We start from the raw sequence: 19,365 nt of genomic DNA, 5'->3' as shown, positions 1-19,365 counted from the left end.
CCAGGCGCCGCTCATCGGCGCGGCAGCGAAAGTAATCCTGCGTTCGGCCATCTATCGCACCGCGGCGCCGGCCAGCGATCGGCTTCGGCACCCGTCGGGACTGAAGTCCCTCCCACAGTGCACCCACCCGACTAGTCGCAAGTTCCTGTAGGAGCGGCTTCAGCCGCAACGAACGAAGTTGGAACCCGTGTGGTTTTGGCTATCTGTCGGGGCTGAAGCCCCTCCTACAAGTGCATCATCAGGCACCGCAGTCCCTGTAGGAGCGGCTTCAGCCGCGACGAACGAAGTGACAGACCTGCCCAGGCCGGTCATTGTAGGGGCTGAAAAACCTGCCCCACAGTGCACCCCAGCAAGCCCACCGCAAGCCCCTGTGGGAGCGACTTCAGTCGCGACGAGCGAAGTCGGAACTCGCGTGGTTTCGGCTATCTGTCGGGGCTGAAGCCCCTCCTACAGTGCACCCAGCAGGCTGGCCGCAAGTTCTTCCAGAAACGATCAAGCCACCGCTCACCCGCGCGCCGCAGCGACCATCTCGCGCGCCAGCCCACGCATCGCCTCCGGCGTCAGCTGCAGGTAGGGCGCGATGCGCAACGCACCGTGGCGATGCGTGCAGATCACCTGCGCGCGCTGCAGCCACGGCAGCAATCCCTGCATCGCCGCTGCAGGCGGGCGCAGCGCGCCAAGGTGCGGCGCATGCCCGGGCACGGTCCAATCGCCGGCACCCAGCGCCTGCAGCTCATCCTCGAACGCCGCACCGAGTGCGCCCAGCCGCGCCACGATCCGCGCCGGCTGCCAGTGCTGCAGCTGCTGCAGCGCCGCAGTGGCCATCGCCAGCCGCAACGGCTCGGCCACGCCGCCGGCGTCGAAGCGGCGCGCGCCGGTGCGGAACGGCGGCGGCGCCTCGACCGGGAAATTCCAGTCGGCGCCGGGATCGCGGGCCTGCCAATGGTGTTCGATCGGCACGCCGTGCGCGCGCCAATGCGGCGCGGCCCATAACCAGGCGAGCCCCATCGGCCCGAGCAGCCACTTGTGCCCGACCGCCACCACGAAATCCGGCCGCCACGCCGCCAGCCGCGCCGGCAGCACGCCCAGGCTCTGGCTCAAATCCAGTACCAGCGCCGCGCCCGCCGCACGCACGCACGCGGCGATGCGGTCCAGGTCCAGCAGCGCGCCATCGCGCCAGTAGGCATTGGGCAGGCTCGCGATGCGCACCCGCGGCTCCGCGTCCAAGGCCGCCAGCACAGCTTCGGTCCAGTCCTGTTGCGGCCCGCGCCGCACCACCGCCAGGTGCGCCCCGGTCTCGGCGCAGCGCTGCTGCCACAGCAACAGGTTCGACGGGAACTGGCCGTCGAGCAGCAACACCGCCTCGCCGGCCGCCAACGGCAATTGCCGCGCCGCGGTAGCAAGGCCGTAAGCGGCCGAGGGCAGCATCGCCACGCCGTCGACGTCGCCTTCAAACAGCGTGGCGGCGGCCAGGCCGCGCAGGGTCTCGATCTGTGCGCGCCAGGCGTCGAACGACAGCGTCCACGGCGCGACCGAATCGGCCAGCGCCGCCTGTCCGGCGGCAAGCACGCTGGCAAGCCGCGGACCCTTGCTGGCGGTATCCAGGTAGCGCACCCCGTCGGGAAGGACGAAGGCCTGCGCCGCCTCGGCGAGGTCGAGCAAGCCGGCCGGCACGGCGGCGCCGGCCACGGATGCGGGCATGAATGCGTGGGATGGGTCTGGCGTGGACATGTGCGGTCGGGCCGGTTGGCGCGATCGGGAGAGGAAGGCTCCCATCGCATGAACAGGCGCTAGCGTAACGCGACGTTCCACCACGCATGACGGCATGTTCACGGTCTTCCCCTAAGCTTGCCCGATGCAAGCGACCTCCCCGGCGGCATCCCCCTCGCCCGCAGCGTCCAGCGTGCCGCTGGCGACGCGTTTCCGCAGCGTGCGCCAGCGCACCGGCCTGCTCGCCGCGCCGCTGAGCGAGGAAGACGCGATGGTGCAGAGCATGGACGACGCCAGTCCGGCGAAATGGCATCTGGCGCATACCACCTGGTTCTTCGAACGCTTCGTGCTGGCTGCAGACGCCGGCTACCGCGCGATCGATCCGCAGTGGGACTACCTGTTCAACAGCTACTACCAGAGCGTCGGCCCGATGCATGCGCGGCCGCGCCGCGGCGTGCTGTCGCGCCCGTCCATGGCGCAGGTGCGCGACTACCGCGCCGAGGTCGAGGCACGGGTGCTGGCGCGGCTGCAGGCCGGCGACCTGTCGGCGCAGACGCTGCAGGTGCTGGAACTGGGCCTGCACCACGAGCAGCAGCATCAGGAGCTGCTGCTGACCGACATCAAGCACGCGTTCTGGAGCAACCCGCTGGCCCCGGCCTATCGCCACGACCTGGCCATGGCGCAGGCGCCGGCGCGAACCTTGCGCTGGATCCAGCGCGACGAACAGCTGTGCGAGATCGGCGCGCCCGGCTGGCCGGCGCACGCGGCCTTCGCCTACGACAACGAATCGCCGCGGCACCGCGTGCTGGTGCCGGCGCACGCGCTGGCCAGCCGTCCGGTGAGCAACGCCGAGTACGCGCAGTTCATCGACGACGGCGGCTACCGCAACGTCGCCCTGTGGCTCAGCGATGGCTGGGCGCGGCGCAACGCCGAGGACTGGCAGCGGCCGCTGTACTGGCATGCCGACGGCGTGCGCGAGTTCACCCTGGGCGGCTGGCGCGAGCGCGATCCGCATGCGCCGGTCTGCCACATCAGCCTGTTCGAAGCCGACGCCTACGCGCGCTGGGCCGGCGCCCGGCTGCCGACCGAAGCCGAATGGGAACAGGCCGCCACCGGCGTGGCCATCGACGGCAATTTCGTCGATGCCGACGCGCTGCATCCGCAGTCCGCCGCGCAGGGCGAGGCCGGCCTGCAGCAGTTGTTCGGCGATGTCTGGGAATGGACCGGCAGCGCCTATCTGGCCTACCCCGGCTTCCGCCCGTGGTCGGGCGCGCTGGGCGAATACAACGGCAAATTCATGAACGCGCAGTGGGTGTTGCGTGGCGGCAGCTGCGCGACGCCGCACGACCACATCCGCGCCAGCTACCGCAACTTCTTTCCCTCCGATGCGCGCTGGCAATTCGCCGGCGTACGCCTGGCCAAGGATCCCGTATGAACGCTGCGACCGCCCGCGCATTGACCGAAGCCGCACTCACCGACCTGCATCCGCAACCGGACGACATCGCCGCCGACGCGATCGCCGGCCTGTCGCGCAGCCCCAAGCAATTGCCGTCCAAATATTTCTACGACGCCGAAGGCTCGCGCCTGTTCGAAGCGATCACCCGCCAGCCCGAGTACTACCTGACCCGCACCGAACTGGCCCTGCTGGAAGCTCGGATGCCGTCGATCGCGCAGGCGGTGGGCAGCGGTGCGCACGTGGTGGAACTGGGCAGCGGCAGCGGGCGCAAGACCGAATTGCTGCTGGAAGGCCTGCGCGAGCCGGTGGCCTACACCCCGATCGAAATCTCGCGCGACATGCTGATGTCCAGCACCGCGCGCTTGGCCGAGCGCTTCCCGCGCATCCAGATGCTACCGGTCTGCGCCGACTTCACCGCGCCGGTGGCGCTGCCGGCGCCGCAGCGCAGCGCGCGCCGCACCCTGGTGTTCTTCCCCGGCTCCACGCTGGGCAACTTCACCCGCGACGATGGCATCCAGCTGCTGCGCTCGATGCGCGAGACCATGCACCACGACGGCTGCGCGCTGATCGGCATCGATCTGGACAAGGATCCTGCAGTGTTGGAAGCGGCCTACAACGACGCGGCCGGCGTCACCGCCGAATTCACCTTGAATCTGCTGCGCCGCCTCAACCGCGAGATCGGCAGCGATTTCGACCTGGTGCAGTTCCGCCACCGCGCGGTGTATGCGCGCGAGCGCCAGCGCATCGAGACCTTCCTGGTCAGCCAGCGCGCGCAACAGGTGCACGTGGCCGGACACCGCTTCGACTTCGCCGCCGGCGAAGCGATGCAGGTCGAATACAGCCACAAGTACAGCGACCAGAGCTTCGGCGAAATGGCCGCGGCCGCCGGCCTGCGCGTCAGCCACGGCTGGAACGCGCAGGACGATGCGTTCGGGTTGCGGTTGTTGCAGGCGGTGTGATTAAAGCCGGGACTCGGGACTCGGGACTCGGAGCGGCGAATCCCAGATGCGGATGCTGCCGTGGCCGGCTCCTGTAGGAGCGGCTTCAGCCGCGACCCACACCCATCCATCCTGGGAACTGCGACGCAGCGCCGCGAGGCCGCGACGTCCTCCCTCGCCTACGCCTGATACCCATTGGTGATCGGATAACGCCGTTCACGCCCGAACGCGCGGCGCGACACCTTCGGACCCGGCGCGGCCTGGTGCCGCTTCCATTCGGTGATGCGCACCAGCCGCACCACGTGATCGACCACCTCGGCGGCGTAGCCGGCGGCGACGATCTCGTCGCGCGATTCCTCCTGGTCGACGTAGCGATACAGGATGCCGTCGAGCACGTCGTACGGCGGCAGCGAATCCTGGTCGGTCTGGTTGGCGCGCAGTTCCGCCGACGGCGGCCGCGCGATCACCGCCGGCGGAATCACCGGCGCGCCGCCGACCGTGTTGCGCCATTTCGCCAGCCCGAACACCTCGGTCTTGTACAGGTCCTTCAGCGGCGCATAGCCCCCGCACATGTCGCCATAGATAGTGGCGTAGCCGACCGCGTACTCGCTCTTGTTGCCGGTGGTCAGCAGCAGCCCGCCGAACTTGTTGGCCAGCGCCATCAGGATCACGCCGCGGCTGCGCGACTGCAGGTTCTCTTCGGTGACGTCGGGCTGGGTGCCTGCGAACAACGGACCCAGCGCCTGCAGCAGGCCCTCGAACGCCGGCTCGATCGCCACCGTCTCGAGCTTCACCCCCAGCGCGCGGCATTGCTCGTCGGCCAGGTCGTTGGACATGTCCGCCGTGTAGCGCGACGGCAGCCGCACCGCGGTGACGTTGTCCGCGCCCAGCGCGTCCACCGCCATCGCCAGCACCAGCGCCGAATCGATGCCGCCGGACAGGCCCAGCCACACCTTGGAAAACCGGTTCTTGTCGCAGTAGTCGCGCAGCCCGCGTACCACCGCGCGCCAGGCCAGCGCATCCATGCTCTCGTCGCCGTCGTCGATCCAGCGCAAGGGGGTGAACGCACGCGTCTGCGTCGCGTAGTCCACCACCAGCCATTGGTCGGTGAACGCCGCCGCGGCCGGATGCACGCTGCCGTCGCCGTCGGCGACCACCGAGGCGCCGTCGAACACCAGCGCATCCTGGCCGCCGACGACGTTGAGATAGGCCAGCGCCACGCCGGTCTCGCGGGTGCGCTCGGCCAGCAGCGCATCGCGCTGCGCATGCTTGCCGCGCTCGTAGGGCGAGGCGTTGGGCACCAGCACCAGTTCGGCGCCGTGGCGTGCGGTATCGGCCAGCGGCTCGGGGAACCACAGGTCCTCGCAGATCACCAGGCCGACCTGGGTGCCCTTGACCTCGAACACGCAGCTGCCGCCGTCCGGATCGACATCGAAATAGCGGCGCTCGTCGAACACCGCGTAGTTGGGCAGTTCGCGCTTGCGGTAGGTAGTTTCGATCTGCCCGCCGCGCAGCACGCTGGCCGCGTTGTAGACCACGCTGCCGGCGCTCTGCGGCCAGCCGACCACCGCCACGATGCCGTGCACGCGCACCGCGATGCGCTGCACCGCCAGTTCGCAGTCGGCGAGGAAGCCGGGCCGCAGCAGCAGGTCTTCCGGCGGATAGCCGCTGACCGCCAGTTCCGGGAACAGCACGATGTCGGCGCCGTACTCGTCGCGGGCCTCGTCGATCATCGCGATGATGCGATCGGTGTTCTGGGCCACGGCGCCGACCGGAAAATCGAACTGGGCCATGGCGATGCGAAGGGAAGAAGACATGGACAACCTTGCAGAAGCGGGAGGGGGAAAGCGCGGCGGTCGCGCCGATGCCAGCCGCCGACGGCGCGGCGCCAGCAGCAGCGGAGCCGACACATGCGCACGACGGCAATGCGCAGTGTAGCGCCGCACTGAGGCCGACGATCCGGCTCGCCCACCTCACGCCGTGCCCTTCGCCGGATGGGTGCACTGTGGGAGGGCCTTCAGTCCCGACTGGCTCCGAAGCCAATCGCTGACAGACTCCGCGTTGCGACTGAAGCCGCTCCCACAAGGAGCTGCACGCCTAGTGCCCACTGGGTGCACTGTAGGAGGGACTTCAGTCCCGACATATTCCCAAGCCGCTCGCGGACGGACCCCACGTCGCGGCTGAAGCCGCTCCTACAAGGAGGGGCATGACGACTGCTCGCTGAGTGCACTGTAGGAGGGACTTCAGTCCCGAAAGATTTCCTAAGCCAGCTACTGCAGGCTCCGCGTCGCGGCTGAAGCCGCTCCTACAAGGAGCCGCACGGCGCGCATCGCTTCATCCGTTGCCACGACTACCAGCCCGCACACGGCGCCGCCGACGCCAGCGCCGCCATAGCGCCACCACGCCCGCGAGCAGCGCCAGCGCTGCGATGCCCAGGGTCGCCATGCGCGCCGCCACGCCGTGCTGGAACACCACCTCCTTGCCCTCACCGTCGAGCGTATAGGCGACCACGTAGTCGCCCAGCGTCCCCATGCCCTCGCGTCCGCCGGCGGCGATCACCACGTACTGCTTGCCGCCGACCGCATAGACCGAGGGCGTGGCCTGGCCGCCGGCCGGCAGCTTGACGTCCCACAGGGTCTTGCCGCTGGCGCTGTCGAGCGCGCGCAGGCGCGAGTCGGCAGCCGCGGCGATGAAGGTCAGCCCGCTGGCGGTGGTCACCGCGCCGCCGAGCAGCGGCGTGCCCACGTCCAGCGGCAGCCACGGCAACCGCTCTTCCAGCGTGCCGAGCGGGCGTTCCCAGGCGATCTTGCGGGTGCGCAGGTCCACCGCCACCAGTCGCCCCCACGGCGGCTTGACGCAGGGAATGCCGCGCGACGAGGCCAGCATGCCGCGGCGCATGTAGTACGGCGTGCCTTGCATGTCGTTGAACTGCTGGTCGGGATGCCGCGCGTGATCGGCCTCGCTGAAACGTTCGCGCGGGATCAGCGCCACCTGCATCGGCAGGTCCGACACCGGCATGATCGCCAGCTGGCGCTGCGGGTCCACCGCGATGCCGCCCCAGTTCACCCCGCCGGCCCAGCCCGGCAGCGCGATCGTGCCGTGCACGCTGGGCGGGGTGAACAGGCCTTCCGAACGCAGCCCGGCGATCAGCGCCTCGCATTCGCGGCGCGCGCCCGGCGTCGCCCCCCAGGCATCGGCGGCGGTCAGCGGCGTGTGCCGGGCCAGGCGCAACGCCGGCTCGGGCATCGGCTGGGTCGGCGAGATGCGCTCGCCAGGCACGTCGGTCGCCGGCACCGGCACTTCGCTGATCGGGAACACCGGGCTGCCGTCGCGGCGGTCGAAGGCGAACAGGAAGCCGGTCTTGGTCGCCTGCAGCACCGCCTCGCGCGGCCCCTGCGCGGTCTGCACCGTCGTCAGTACCGGCTGCGAGGCCAGGTCGTAGTCCCACAGGTCGTGATGCACCAGTTGCTGCGCCCACACCCGGCGCCCGCTGTGCAGGTCCAGCGCCACCAGCGAATTCGCATCGCGGTTGTCGCCGAGCCGCTCGCCGCCGTAGTAATCGGGACTGGCCGAGCCGGTCGGCACGTACACCAGCCCCAGCGCCGGATCCACCGCCAGCGGCGCCCAGGCGTTGCCGCCACCGACCGTGGCGGCCTGCTGCGGCTGCCAGCCGGCCGCGGCCGCGGCGGCCGGATCGCGCGGCACCGGATCCCAGCGCCACAACTCGCGCCCGCTGCGCGCGTCGTAGCCGCGCACCACGCCCTGCTCCAGCGCATGCCCGCGGTTGTCGCCGATCGAGCTGCCCACCACCAGCACATCGTCCGCCACCACCGGCGGCGAGGTCACCGCATAGTTGGCCCAGTCATCGCTGGGCCTGTCGTGCACGTCGATCCCGGCATGCAGGTCGATCGTGCCGGCAGCGCCGAACCCGGCGCAGGGCCGGCCGTCGGCAGCGTCCAGCGCGATCAGCCGCGCATCCAGGGTGCCGAACACGATGCGCTCGCGGCACGCCCCTGACGCTGCCTGCGTGTCGCGCCAGAAACTCACCCCGCGCGAGGCCGGATCGCTGTAGTGCTTGCCGCGCGACACCTTGGCGTCGAACGACCACAGTTCGCGGCCGTTGGCCGCATCCAGCGCGAAGGCGATGCCGGTGCCGGTGACCAGGTACATGCGCCCGCCCAGCACCAGCGGGTTGGCCTCGAAGCGGCGCCGTTCCGGATCCGGCAGGCCCGCGCCGAGTTCGCCGGTGCGGAACGACCAGGCGATGCGCAGCCGTCCCACGTTGTCCGGGGTGATCTGGGTCAGCGGCGAATGCTGGCCGCCGCCGGGCGCGCCGGCATAGCTGGGCCAGTCGCCCGGCGCCGCCGCGCAGATCCCGCCGACGCCGAGCGCCAGTCCCGCACCACACATCGCTGCCCGCCATCTGCTGCCCACCGGTACCGCTCCTGTCATCGCTCGAAGGAGCGGCAAGTATGCGTAGCGCCCCTCCGCCCGCCGCGACCAAGGGACGGCGGCGGCCACGGCAGTGACCAATGGCGGTCCCTCAGGGACGACCGGTGCCAGGCAGGGACGCACACTCTCGCAGACAGCCGAATCATGAGGAGCGACGCGGCGAAGATCTGCGCCGCAGCGCCCAGCGGACACATGCCGCCAAGTGCAGCCGCCGCACACCACGCGCAGCGTCTGCAGCCTCAAGCCCCTCTCCCCCCGGCGACCGAAGGAAGTCCCGTGGGAGAGAGGGGTTGGGGTGAGGGTACGGAGGCGAACCACCGCCCAACTGAAAGCAGTAGCGACTCTCCGCCAAACGCTGCGCCACCGAAAAACGCCGGCACAAAAAAAGGGCCCCGCTTTCGCGAGGCCCCGTTCGACGCTGACCGGCATTGCCGCCAGCGAACAGTCGCAGCATGCGGCACCTGAGCGCCGCAGGCCGCAACCGCCGTGTCGCTTACTTCACCAGCGAAGCGATCGCCGCGCCCAGGTCGCCCGGCGAGCGGACGGTCTTGACGCCAGCGGCTTCCATCGCCGCGAACTTGCCGGCAGCGGTGCCCGAACCGCCCGAGGCGATCGCACCGGCGTGGCCCATGCGCTTGCCCGGAGGGGCCGAGGCGCCGGCGATGAAACCGACGACCGGCTTCTTGACGTGGGCCTTGATGTACTCGGCACCGGCTTCCTCGGCGTCGCCGCCGATCTCGCCGACCATGATGATGCCCTGGGTCTGCGGGTCTTCGTTGAACAGCTTGAGGCAGTCGACGAAGTTCAGGCCGTTGATCGGGTCGCCGCCGATGCCGATGACGGTGGACTGGCCCAGGCCGGCAGCGGTGGTCTGCTTCACGGCTTCATAGGTCAGCGTGCCCGAACGCGACACGATGCCGATCTTGCCCGGCATGTGGATGTGGCCCGGCATGATGCCGATCTTGCACTCGCCCGGGGTGATCACGCCGGGGCAGTTCGGCCCGATCAGGGTCACGTCCGGGTGCGACTTCAGCACGTTCTTGACCCGCAGCATGTCCAGCACCGGGATGCCTTCGGTGATGCAGACGATGACCTTGATGCCGGCCGAGGCCGCTTCCAGGATCGCATCGGCCGCGAACGGCGGCGGCACGTAGATCACCGACGCATCGGCGCCGGTGGCGTCGACCGCTTCACGCACGGTGTTGAACACCGGCAGGTTGATGTGGGTGGTGCCGCCCTTGCCCGGGGTCACGCCGCCGACCACCTGGGTGCCGTACTCGACCATCTGGGTCGCGTGGAAAGTCCCCTGCTGGCCGGTAAAGCCCTGCACGATGACCTTCGTATTCTTGTTGATCAAAACAGACATTCGTTTGAGTCCTTGAGAGTTCTGCTATTTGGTCGGCTTCGGAACGATGCGGCATTTCGCGATGCGAAACGCCGCTCAGGCGTACTTCCACAACCCCCGCAACGCCGCTGCGCGGCGCTGCCGCCCCCTTGACTCAAGGGGGCAAGATGGCTCCGTCCCGAACCAGGAATGCGTCAGGCAGCGACGGCTGCGACGACCTTCTTGGCGCCATCGTTGATGTCGTCGGCCGGGGTGATGGCCAGGCCGGATTCGGCCAGCAGCTTCTTGCCCGCCTCGACGTTGGTGCCTTCCAGACGCACCACCACCGGCACCTTGACGTCCACTTCCTTGACCGCGGCGATGATGCCCTCGGCGATCATGTCGCAGCGGACGATGCCGCCGAAGATGTTGACGAAGATCGCCTTGACCTTGTCCGAGGACAGGATCAGCTTGAACGCCTCGGTCACGCGTTCCTTGGTGGCGCCGCCGCCGACATCCAGGAAGTTGGCCGGCGAACCGCCGTTGAGCGCGATCACGTCCATGGTGGCCATGGCCAGACCGGCGCCGTTGACCATGCAGCCGATGTTGCCGTCCATGGTCACGTAGTTCAGGTCGTACTCGCTGGCGCGCACTTCGGCCTCGTCTTCCTGGGTCTTGTCGCGCATGGCGGCCAGATCCTTGTGGCGGAAGGTGGCGTTGTCGTCGGAGTTGACCTTGCCGTCGAGCGCGTACAGGTCGCCGCTGTCCAGGATCGCCAGGGGGTTCAGTTCGACCAGCGCCAGGTCCTTTTCGTTGAACAGGGTGTACAGGCCGCCCATGATCTTGGCCAGCTGGTTGGCTTGCTTGGCGTTGAGGCCGAGCTTGAAGCCGATCTCGCGCGCCTGGTAGGGCTGCAGGCCTTCGACGAAGTTCACGTTGAGGGTCTGGATCTTCTCGGGGGTCTCGGCTGCAACCTGCTCGATGTCCACGCCGCCTTCCGACGAGGCGATATAGGTGATCGACTGGGTGCCGCGGTCCACCAGCACCGACAGGTACAGTTCCTTGGCGATCTCGCCGGCCTCGGTGACCAGCACCAGGCTGATCGGCAGGGCCACGCCAGCGGACTGGTAGGTTTCCATCGAGGTGCCGAGCATCTTGGCCGCAGCGGCCTTGACGTCGTCGGTGGTCTTGCAGAACTTCACGCCGCCGGCCTTGCCGCGGCCGCCCGCGTGGATCTGGGCCTTGACCATCCAGGGGCCATTGCCCAAGGCATTGGCCGCTTCGACGGCTTCTTCGGGCGTGGACGCGACGCGTCCGGCCGGGACCGGGATGCCGTAGTCGGCAAACAGTTGTTTCGCCTGGTATTCGTGGAAATTCATGCGTCACCGTGGGAAGAGGAACGACCGTCCCGCAGCGATCCGGGCCCGGAAGGGCGGCCGGAATGGTACGGACGGGCCGCATATTGTGGCCGACCCTGGGCGGCGGCGCAAAAGCGCCGGTCCGGGCGCCGCCGCGGACGGCCCTGCGGACCCGGCCAGGCGCCGTCGCGACGCGGCTGGGGCGGTACCGCGCAGCCCGTCCCCGGCCATGCCGCGGCAGCGGCCGGCGTGCCCCTGCCATCGCATTCCCCGGCGCGACGCCTATACTCGCGCCGTCCGTCGCCTGGCTGGAGTCCGGCTTGCCCACAAGCGCCTCGCTCATCGACCGCATCGAATCCATCCCGCGCCGCGAGCTGTATTTCTTCGCGCTGTACCGGGTGCTGGTGGCCGGACTGATCGCCGCGCTGGTGTTCAGCCCGTTGAGCGTGCTGGTCGGCGCGCCGCGCTTCCCGCAACTCGCGGTCGGGCTGGCCGGCGCCTACCTGCTGGTGGCGCTGCTGCTCCTGCTGTGGGGCCGCAACGAACGCCACCTGATCCCGATCGTGTTCTGCAGCGCGACCGCGGACATCGCCGCGGCCACCCTGGCCGCGCACGCGCTGCCGGCGGCCAGCGCCGGCATCGCGATGATGCTGCTGTTCAATGTCGCCGCCGCAGCAATGCTGCTGCCACTGCGCTACGGCTTCGGCGTCGCCTTGACCGCGGCCGCGGCGACCCTGCTGGAATACCTGTGGACCTCGCTGGACGGCGGCGAGAGCACCCGCAGCCTGGCCGAACTGGCCATGTTCGCCACCAGCTACCTGGCGGTGTCCTACATCTGCTACCAGATCGGGCAGCGCGCGCGCAGCAGCCAGACGCTGGCCGACCGGCGCGGCGCCGAAGTGGCCAATCTCTACGAAATCAACGAGTTGATCATCCGCCGCATGCGCACCGGGGTGCTGGTGGTGGACGCGCAGAACCGCGTCACCCTGGCCAACGAGGCCGCCTCGGCCCTGCTCGGCGACGCCGACGGCAACAGCGCCAGCGGCCGCCTGGACCTGCTCAGCGCCGCGCCGGAGCTGGGCAAACGGCTGCAGCGCTGGCGCAACGGCTGGAACCAGGAAGAGACCCCGCTGCAGCTGTCGCCGGACCAGCCCGAGGTGCAGCCGCGCTTCGCCCGGCTGCTGATGGAAGGCGACCTGACCCTGGTGTTCCTGGACGATGCGACCGTGGTGTCGCGGCGCGCCGAATCGCTGACCCTGTCGGCGCTGGGCCGCTTCTCGGCCAGCCTGGCGCACGAGATCCGCAACCCGCTGGCCGCGATCAGCTACGCCTCGCAGCTGCTCGAGGAGTCGCCGGCGATCGGCGATGCCGATCGCCGCCTGCTGCAGATCATCCACATGCAGTGCCAGCGCACCAACGGCATCGTCGAGAGCGTGCTGGGGCTGGCCCGGCGCGAGCGCTCCAATCCGGAGAACCTGGACCTGGGCGTGTTCGTGCGCCGCTTCGTGCTGGAATACCGGCAGACCCTGTCGATCGAGACCGACAGCCTGGAAGCGATCCTCGCCCCGCAGCCGGTGCACGCGCTGGTCGATCCCAAGCACCTGCACCAGATCCTCAGCGCGCTGGTGCACAACGCGCTCAAGTACGGGCGGGTGATGGAGGAACCGGCGCGGGTGCGGCTGCGCGTGGCGATGCAGGAACGCAACGCCATCGTCGATGTCATGGACCGCGGCCCCGGCATTCCCGAGTCGGTCGCCGCGCAGCTGTTCCGCCCGTTCTTCACCACCTCCGAGCACGGCACCGGGCTGGGCCTGTATATCGCCCGCGAACTGTGCCGGGCCAACCAGGCGCGCCTGGAATACGTCCCGGTGCCGGCCGGCGGCGCCTGCTTCCGCGTAGTCCTGCCTGGTCCGCACACCATGCTCTCCGGCTGAGACGCACGTCGCCGAAGACCCTGCCGCGTCGATAATTTGGCGCTCCCCCCGCACCTGGGCTATCTTTTCCGCACATGAACGAAACCCGAAGCGCCCTGGTCGTCGACGACGAGCGCGACATCCGCGAGCTGCTGGTGCTGACCCTGGGCAGGATGGGGCTGCGCATCAGCACCGCCGCCAACCTCGCCGAAGCCCGCGAACTGCTGGCCAGCAATCCCTACGACCTGTGCATCACCGACATGCGCCTGCCCGACGGCAACGGCATCGAACTGGTCAGCGAGATCGCCCGCCACTACCCGCGCACGCCGGTGGCGATGATCACCGCCTTCGGCAGCATGGACCTGGCGGTGGAAGCGCTGAAGGCCGGCGCCTTCGACTTCGTCAGCAAGCCGGTGGACATCCACGTGCTGCGCGGCCTGGTCAGGCACGCGCTGGAACTCAACAACAGCGAACGCGCCGCGCCGCCGGCGCCGCCGCCGGAACAGGCCAGCCGCCTGCTCGGCGCCTCGGCGGCGATGGACGTGCTGCGCGCCACCATCGCCAAGGTCGCGCGCAGCCAGGCGCCGGTCTACATCCTCGGCGAGTCCGGGGTCGGCAAGGAGCTGGTCGCGCGCACCATCCACGAGCAGGGCGCGCGCGCGGCCGGGCCATTCGTGCCGGTCAACTGCGGCGCGATCCCGGCCGAACTGATGGAAAGCGAGTTCTTCGGCCACAAGAAAGGCAGCTTCACCGGCGCCCATGCCGACCAGGCCGGCCTGTTCCAGGCCGCGCACGGCGGCACCCTGTTCCTGGACGAAGTCGCCGAGCTGCCGTTGCCGATGCAGGTCAAGCTGCTGCGCGCGATCCAGGAGAAGTCGGTGCGCCCGGTCGGTGCCTCGATCGAGGTGCCGACCGACGTGCGCATCCTGTCGGCCACGCACAAGGACCTGGCCGACCTGGTCGCCGACGGCCGCTTCCGCCACGACCTGTACTACCGCATCAACGTGATCGAATTGCGCGTGCCGCCACTGCGCGACCGCGGCGGCGACCTGCCGCAACTGGCCGCGGCGATCCTGGCGCGGCTGGCCAAGAGCCATGGCCGGGTCACCCCGCTGCTGTCGCCGTCGGCGCTGGACGCGCTGAACCGCTACGCCTTCCCTGGCAACGTGCGCGAACTGGAGAACATCCTCGAGCGCGCCCTGGCGATGGCCGAGGACGACCAGATCAGCGCCGCCGACCTGCACCTGCCGCAGCCCGGCAACAGCGCCCGCGCCGCCGCCGAAGCCGCCCCCGCGCTGCCGCCCGGCGTGGTCGACATCGACCCGACCTCCTCCGCCCTGCCCTCCTACATCGAGCAGCTCGAGCGCGCCGCGATCCAGAAGGCGCTGGAAGAGAACCGCTGGAACAAGACCCGCACCGCGGCGCAGCTCGGCATCACGTTTCGTGCGCTGCGCTACAAGCTCAAGAAGTTGGGGATGGAGTAGGAGAGCTGGGATTGGGGAGTCGGGATTGGGGATTCGTAAAAGCAACGGCGTCCCATTCCTCTCCTAATTCGGCCTGGTAGGAGCCAGATCGGGGATGGGGGAGCCGCGGCTCCACTCTTACGAATCCCCAATCCCGAATGCCGAATCCCGGCCTTTCAGTCCTTGGTAACGCGATTGATCTCAGCCAGACTGGTGATGCCGGCGCGCGCCTTGATCAGCGCCGACTGGCGCAGGTCCTTGACCCCGATCTTCTGCGCCGCATCGGCGATGTCCATCGCGTTGCCGCCCTGCAGCACAATGGCCGCGATCTCGTCGTTCATCGGCATCACCTGATAGATGCCGGTGCGGCCCTTGTAGCCCTCGGTGCATTCGTCGCAGCCCACCGCCTCGTACAGCTGGATGCCGGCGGCGATTTCGGCCTCGGTAAAGCCTTCCTTCAACAGCGCGTTCTCCGGCATGGACGGGGCCAGCCGCTTGCAGTTGTTGCACAGCCGCCGCGCCAGGCGCTGCGCGATCACCAGCGTCACCGAGCTGGTGATGTTGTACGGCGCGATGCCCATGTTCATCAGGCGCGCGATGGTCTGCGGCGCATCGTTGGTGTGCAGCGTGGACAGCACCATGTGGCCGGTCTGCGCCGCCTTGATCGCGATCTCGGCGGTTTCCAGGTCGCGGATTTCGCCGACCATGATGATGTCCGGATCCTGGCGCAGGAACGAGCGCAGCGCCACGGCGAAGGTCATGCCGCGCTTGTTGTTCTGCTGCACCTGGTTGACCCCGGGCAGGCGGATTTCCACCGGGTCTTCGGCGGTGGAGATGTTGCGGGTATCGTCGTTGAGGATGCCCAGCGCGGTGTACAGCGACACCGTCTTGCCCGAACCGGTCGGACCGGTCACCAGCACCATGCCGTACGGCTTGTGGATCGCGTCCAGGAACAGCTTCTGCTGCTCCGGCTCGTAGCCGAGCTTGTCGATGCCCAGCTTGGCCGCGCTGCCGTCGAGGATACGCAGCACGATCTTCTCGCCGAACAGCGTCGGCAACGTGCTGACGCGGAAGTCGATCTGCTTGCTCTTGGACAGGTTGAGCTTGATGCGCCCGTCCTGCGGCACGCGCTTCTCGGCGATGTCCAACTGCGACATCACCTTCAACCGCGCCGCGATGCGCTGGTTGAGCTTGACCGGCGCCTTGGCCACACTCTTGAGCAGGCCATCGATGCGCAGGCGCACCCGGTAATCGTCCTCGTACGGCTCGAAATGGATGTCCGAGGCGCCGCGGCGGATCGCATCGACCAGCATCTTGTTCACGAACTTGACCACCGGCGTGTCATCGCCCTTGGCATCGACGCCGGTATCGCCGCCGCCGCCCATGTCCTCGTCGCCGGCACCGACCTCGAGGTTGCCCATGCCCTCATCATCGTCGCCCAAGCTGTTGCCGATCGCATCGTTGCTCGCCTGCCACTGCTCCAGCGTGCGCCGGATCTGGTCCTCGTCGACCAGGATCGGCTCCACCGTCAGATTGGTATGGAACTTGATGTCATCCAGCGCCCGGGTCTGGGTCGGATTGCTGACCCCCACGAACAGCCGGTTGCCGCGCTTGAACAGCGGCAGCACCTGATGCTTCTGCAGCAACTCCTCGCTGACCAGCTTCATCGCGTTCTGGCTGGCATCGAACACCGACACGTCCAGCAGCGGCATCCCGAACTCGACCGCATTGGCGGCCGCCAGCTGCGCTGCGGTGACCAGCTTCTTCTCGGAAAACCACTGCGGCAGCGGGATCTTGGCCTCGGCGGCATGCGCCATGGCGGTCCGCGCGACAGTCTCTTCCAGTGCGCCGTCCTGGACCAGGCGGCGTGCGATGCCGGTGATGCCGACCAGGTTGGCCGAGACAGCTGCGTTCATGTGAAAAGCCCCCATTCTTACCGACCAAAGATACTTCAATTCCAACGCAACCGCCTCTGGCGCAGCTACACAGCCGGCGTTGCCGCCATACGCCATGAATCCGGCCGCGACTGCGACTAACATAGCGAACGGGGAACTAGGGGTCGACCTTGGACAAGATCAGCATCATCCTGCCGGCGAAGAACGAGGTAGCCGGTCTGGCGCGTACGCTGCCCCGGCTGCGCGAGGAAATGCCGGGCGCCGAGATCATCGTCGTCGACGATGGCTCGACCGACGCGACGGCGCAGGTGGCGCGCGACCAAGGCGCCCGAGTCATTAGCAGTCCTTACTCGATGGGCAATGGCGCGGCGATTAAGCGCGGAGCGCGGGCCGCGAGCGGCGACATCCTGGTGTTCATGGATGCGGACGGACAGCACGACCCGGGCGACATCCAAAAACTGTTAGGCATGCTCGGCCAAGGCTACGACATGGTCGTCGGCGCACGCGACAGCAGCGGTCAGGCCAGTGTGCATCGCGGCCTCGCCAACCGCTTCTACAACTGGCTGGCGAGCCGCATGACCGGCTTCGAGGTGAAAGATCTCACCTCAGGCTTTCGCGCCGTCCGCGCAAACAGATTTCGCGAATTCCTGCACCTGCTCCCGAACGGGTTCAGCTACCCCACTACTAGCACCATGGCGTTCTTCCGTAGCGCCTATCCGGTCGCCTATGTGCCGATCCCCGTCGCCAAGCGCGTTGGTAACGGCAGTCATATCCGCCCCATGAAGGACGGCATCCGCTTCCTGCTGATCATCTTCAAGATCGCCACGTTGTATTCGCCGCTGAAGCTGTTCGTCCCGGTCTCGATGGCGTTCTTCGCCCTTGGACTCACCTACTATGGCTACACCTTCGCAACGATGCACCGATTCACCAACATGAGCACACTGTTATTCAGCGCCGCGGTGATCATTTTTTTGATCGGGTTGATTTCCGAACAAATAACCAATCTGACGTATCGACGTGACGCCTGAACTCGCCACATCAGGCTCAGGCACACGGAAGCCATGAACTATTCGTCATTGCTTGGAATATCGGCTCCCGAATTCGGTTGGACTCCTCCGATCCGTTATCTGTTGCGACGTGCCAGAATTCTCGCACTGGCGAGAGGACTTCCAAACGGGAACCTGCTTGAAGTAGGTTGCGGCGCTGGCGCTTTACTCTGCGACTTCTCTCGCCTTGGCTTCAAAGCAACGGGACTGGAAACATCAGAGCAAGCGCTGGCCACGGCAAGAGAGATCGCCGTACTGGATGGCGGACACCACCAAATTGCTTCGGAAGCCCATGATGCATGGACAGGCTCTTTTGATGTCGTTTGTGCGTTCGACGTATTGGAGCATATCGAAAATGATGCAGCAGCTATTGATAATTGGATAAAGTGGGTATCGCCAGGGGGAATATTGCTGCTTTCTGTCCCAGCACACCAGCAACGCTGGGGGGCTGGAGACATCTGGGCAGGCCACTGGCGCAGATACGAACGCCCCATTCTTACCCACCTACTCGAATCGCACGGTCTAAACATTACCCATCTAGAATGCTATGGCTTCCCGCTAGCCAATCTCACAGAATGGGCAGGTGAATTCACCTATCAAAAGATGCTTGATAAGCGAGGCACTTTCTCGAAGAAAATGGCAACGGATTCAAGCGGCGTCGATAGGCGCAGCTATTCGCGCCTTTCCAAAATTATCGCATCAGCACCAGGAAGGCTCGCAATGCGCGCCGCAATGGCTGCACAGTTTGCTGCGAAAAATACCGACTGGGGTAGCGGCTACCTTGTAGCCGCAAAAAAGTCATGAATACCGTTTGGCGCTGGGGTTCAAGGTTGCTGACGGCAGCGTTGGCGCTGTATGTGATCGTGTTTGCTGCAGGAACTCTACAACTGCAGACAATAAAGGACGCACTCTCCAACATTCACATTCTAATCGGCACGCTCGCAGCTACCTTGTGCTATACACTAATCTATCCATTGACTGGATGGGCTTGGCATAAACTGCTACTCAGACAAGAAGAGCAGTATTCCGCGATCACTCTTACCAGAATTATTGGCCTAACCCAAATCGCAAAGTATATTCCAGGCAACATAGCGCAACACGTCTCTCGCGCAGCCCTTTCTTTAAAGATCGGCATAACACCCAAGTCCTACATTGCCAGCGCAGGACAAGAAGCGATTCTCACCGTGGGTGCCAGCCTCTGCATAGGGACTGTTGCGCTAGCGGCGTCGCAATCCGGCATGAATCTTCTTAGAACACAGGGATATTCCGCACCATTTTATATGCTTACCGGCGCATCTCTTATAGGCACGATGCTGCTCTGTATCGACCTGCCTGCAAAATCGCTCTGTCGCAGTAATCGTTGGTCTGTACGGATGCTAGGCAAGATGGGCGGCCTTCCTGGGCCGGCCACTGCACTCACAGCGCTTGCTGCATACGCGACTAATTTCTTTGCAGTGGGAATTGGGATATGGCTTCTTAGCCGAACACTGGGACTTGACGAGGAAATCGACCTGCCACTGGCCACCGCAGCTTTCGCGCTTTCATGGACTCTCGGCTTCCTCGCACCAGGCGCGCCTGCCGGATTGGGGGCACGAGAGGGCATCATGCTTCTTATACTCGAAGGTCACGGCAACCACGAGCAAATCTTGCTGCTTGTTCTACTAACCAGAACGTCAAGCATGGTGGGCGATCTAGCGGTCTTCCTACTATCTCTTGTCACGAGTCGGGGACAGCAAAGCGGCGTCTCGATCTCGTGAAGCCTTGCAAGCCACACGTAAGTGGCCGTGATGTACTCCATATCGAATGATGT

General features: G+C 67.0%; 13 protein-coding genes. 7 read left to right on the top strand and 6 right to left on the bottom strand.

The window, feature by feature from the left end; all coding sequences use genetic code 11:
• Window positions 1-504: 504 nt before the first annotated feature.
• A complete protein-coding gene (locus HEP73_RS05610) occupies window positions 505-1,701 on the bottom strand; it encodes an aminotransferase class V-fold PLP-dependent enzyme (RefSeq protein WP_185822440.1) in 1,197 nt (398 codons plus the stop codon).
• A gap of 154 nt (window positions 1,702-1,855) precedes the next feature.
• On the opposite strand from HEP73_RS05610, the gene egtB reads away from it, so the two are divergent.
• Window positions 1,856-3,145, top strand: coding sequence for an ergothioneine biosynthesis protein EgtB (egtB, locus tag HEP73_RS05605; RefSeq protein WP_185822439.1), 1,290 nt, complete (start codon window positions 1,856-1,858; stop codon window positions 3,143-3,145).
• Window positions 3,142-4,125, top strand: a complete 984-nt coding sequence (egtD, locus tag HEP73_RS05600) for an L-histidine N(alpha)-methyltransferase (protein WP_185822438.1) — start codon at window positions 3,142-3,144, stop codon at window positions 4,123-4,125. Before egtB ends, egtD begins: the two co-directional genes overlap by 4 nt.
• Before the next feature lie 158 nt (window positions 4,126-4,283).
• Here the strand turns inward: egtD and HEP73_RS05595 are convergent, their stop codons facing one another.
• The 4 genes from HEP73_RS05595 to sucC all read right to left on the bottom strand — a co-directional run bounded on the left by HEP73_RS05595 (window position 4,284) and on the right by sucC (window position 11,259).
• Complete coding sequence (locus HEP73_RS05595; protein ID WP_185822437.1) at window positions 4,284-5,921, bottom strand: NAD+ synthase; 1,638 nt, start codon at window positions 5,919-5,921, stop codon at window positions 4,284-4,286.
• A gap of 517 nt (window positions 5,922-6,438) precedes the next feature.
• The gene (locus tag HEP73_RS05590) at window positions 6,439-8,514 is read right to left on the bottom strand and encodes a pyrroloquinoline quinone-dependent dehydrogenase (protein ID WP_255423681.1); all 2,076 of its coding nucleotides are present in this window, start codon (window positions 8,512-8,514) and stop codon (window positions 6,439-6,441) included.
• Between the two features lie 535 nt (window positions 8,515-9,049).
• Entirely contained in the window at window positions 9,050-9,922 is an 873-nt protein-coding gene (gene sucD / locus HEP73_RS05585) for a succinate--CoA ligase subunit alpha (protein ID WP_179566644.1), read from the bottom strand.
• Between the two features lie 173 nt (window positions 9,923-10,095).
• Window positions 10,096-11,259: an ADP-forming succinate--CoA ligase subunit beta gene (sucC, locus tag HEP73_RS05580; RefSeq protein ID WP_179566646.1), complete on the bottom strand. Its 1,164-nt coding sequence runs from the start codon at window positions 11,257-11,259 to the stop codon at window positions 10,096-10,098.
• Window positions 11,260-11,558: 299 nt separating this feature from the next.
• Between sucC and HEP73_RS05575 the strand changes: the two genes are divergently transcribed.
• Window positions 11,559-13,172 (top strand): sensor histidine kinase, encoded by a 1,614-nt coding sequence (locus tag HEP73_RS05575; protein WP_185822435.1) that lies wholly within the window; start codon window positions 11,559-11,561, stop codon window positions 13,170-13,172.
• Window positions 13,173-13,246: 74 nt separating this feature from the next.
• Window positions 13,247-14,635: a sigma-54-dependent transcriptional regulator gene (locus HEP73_RS05570; RefSeq protein ID WP_185822434.1), complete on the top strand. Its 1,389-nt coding sequence runs from the start codon at window positions 13,247-13,249 to the stop codon at window positions 14,633-14,635.
• 155 nt (window positions 14,636-14,790) lie between these two features.
• On the opposite strand, the gene pilB is transcribed toward HEP73_RS05570, so the two are convergent.
• Window positions 14,791-16,530, bottom strand: a complete 1,740-nt coding sequence (pilB, locus tag HEP73_RS05565) for a type IV-A pilus assembly ATPase PilB (protein ID WP_185822433.1) — start codon at window positions 16,528-16,530, stop codon at window positions 14,791-14,793.
• A 149-nt stretch (window positions 16,531-16,679) separates the two neighbouring features.
• On the opposite strand from pilB, the gene HEP73_RS05560 reads away from it, so the two are divergent.
• The 3 genes from HEP73_RS05560 to HEP73_RS05550 are packed head-to-tail and all read left to right on the top strand — an operon-like array spanning window position 16,680 to window position 19,312.
• Window positions 16,680-17,537, top strand: coding sequence for a glycosyltransferase family 2 protein (locus tag HEP73_RS05560; RefSeq protein ID WP_185822432.1), 858 nt, complete (start codon window positions 16,680-16,682; stop codon window positions 17,535-17,537).
• Window positions 17,538-17,570: 33 nt separating this feature from the next.
• Complete coding sequence (locus tag HEP73_RS05555) at window positions 17,571-18,359, top strand: class I SAM-dependent methyltransferase (RefSeq protein WP_185822431.1); 789 nt, start codon at window positions 17,571-17,573, stop codon at window positions 18,357-18,359.
• Window positions 18,356-19,312, top strand: coding sequence for a lysylphosphatidylglycerol synthase domain-containing protein (locus HEP73_RS05550; RefSeq protein ID WP_185822430.1), 957 nt, complete (start codon window positions 18,356-18,358; stop codon window positions 19,310-19,312). Before HEP73_RS05555 ends, HEP73_RS05550 begins: the two co-directional genes overlap by 4 nt.
• The last annotated feature ends 53 nt before the right edge of the window (window positions 19,313-19,365 follow it).

Origin of the sequence: Xanthomonas sp. GW (assembly GCF_014236815.1) — a bacterium.
Classification (GTDB): domain Bacteria; phylum Pseudomonadota; class Gammaproteobacteria; order Xanthomonadales; family Xanthomonadaceae; genus Xanthomonas_A.
This window is presented reverse-complemented; position numbering and strand designations above follow the sequence as displayed.

Excerpts from the sequence above, each read along its gene's own strand:
- egtB (WP_185822439.1), top strand. The coding sequence starts at position 1,856 with ATGCAAGCGACCTCCCCGGCGGCATCCCCCTCGCCCGCAGCGTCCAGC.
- HEP73_RS05555 (WP_185822431.1), top strand. The coding sequence starts at position 17,571 with ATGAACTATTCGTCATTGCTTGGAATATCGGCTCCCGAATTCGGTTGG.
- sucC (WP_179566646.1), bottom strand. The coding sequence starts at position 11,259 with ATGAATTTCCACGAATACCAGGCGAAACAACTGTTTGCCGACTACGGC.
- HEP73_RS05550 (WP_185822430.1), top strand. The coding sequence starts at position 18,356 with ATGAATACCGTTTGGCGCTGGGGTTCAAGGTTGCTGACGGCAGCGTTG.
- HEP73_RS05610 (WP_185822440.1), bottom strand. The coding sequence starts at position 1,701 with ATGCCCGCATCCGTGGCCGGCGCCGCCGTGCCGGCCGGCTTGCTCGAC.
- HEP73_RS05570 (WP_185822434.1), top strand. The coding sequence starts at position 13,247 with ATGAACGAAACCCGAAGCGCCCTGGTCGTCGACGACGAGCGCGACATC.
- egtD (WP_185822438.1), top strand. The coding sequence starts at position 3,142 with ATGAACGCTGCGACCGCCCGCGCATTGACCGAAGCCGCACTCACCGAC.
- pilB (WP_185822433.1), bottom strand. The coding sequence starts at position 16,530 with ATGAACGCAGCTGTCTCGGCCAACCTGGTCGGCATCACCGGCATCGCA.
- sucD (WP_179566644.1), bottom strand. The coding sequence starts at position 9,922 with ATGTCTGTTTTGATCAACAAGAATACGAAGGTCATCGTGCAGGGCTTT.
- HEP73_RS05590 (WP_255423681.1), bottom strand. The coding sequence starts at position 8,514 with ATGTGTGGTGCGGGACTGGCGCTCGGCGTCGGCGGGATCTGCGCGGCG.
- HEP73_RS05595 (WP_185822437.1), bottom strand. The coding sequence starts at position 5,921 with ATGTCTTCTTCCCTTCGCATCGCCATGGCCCAGTTCGATTTTCCGGTC.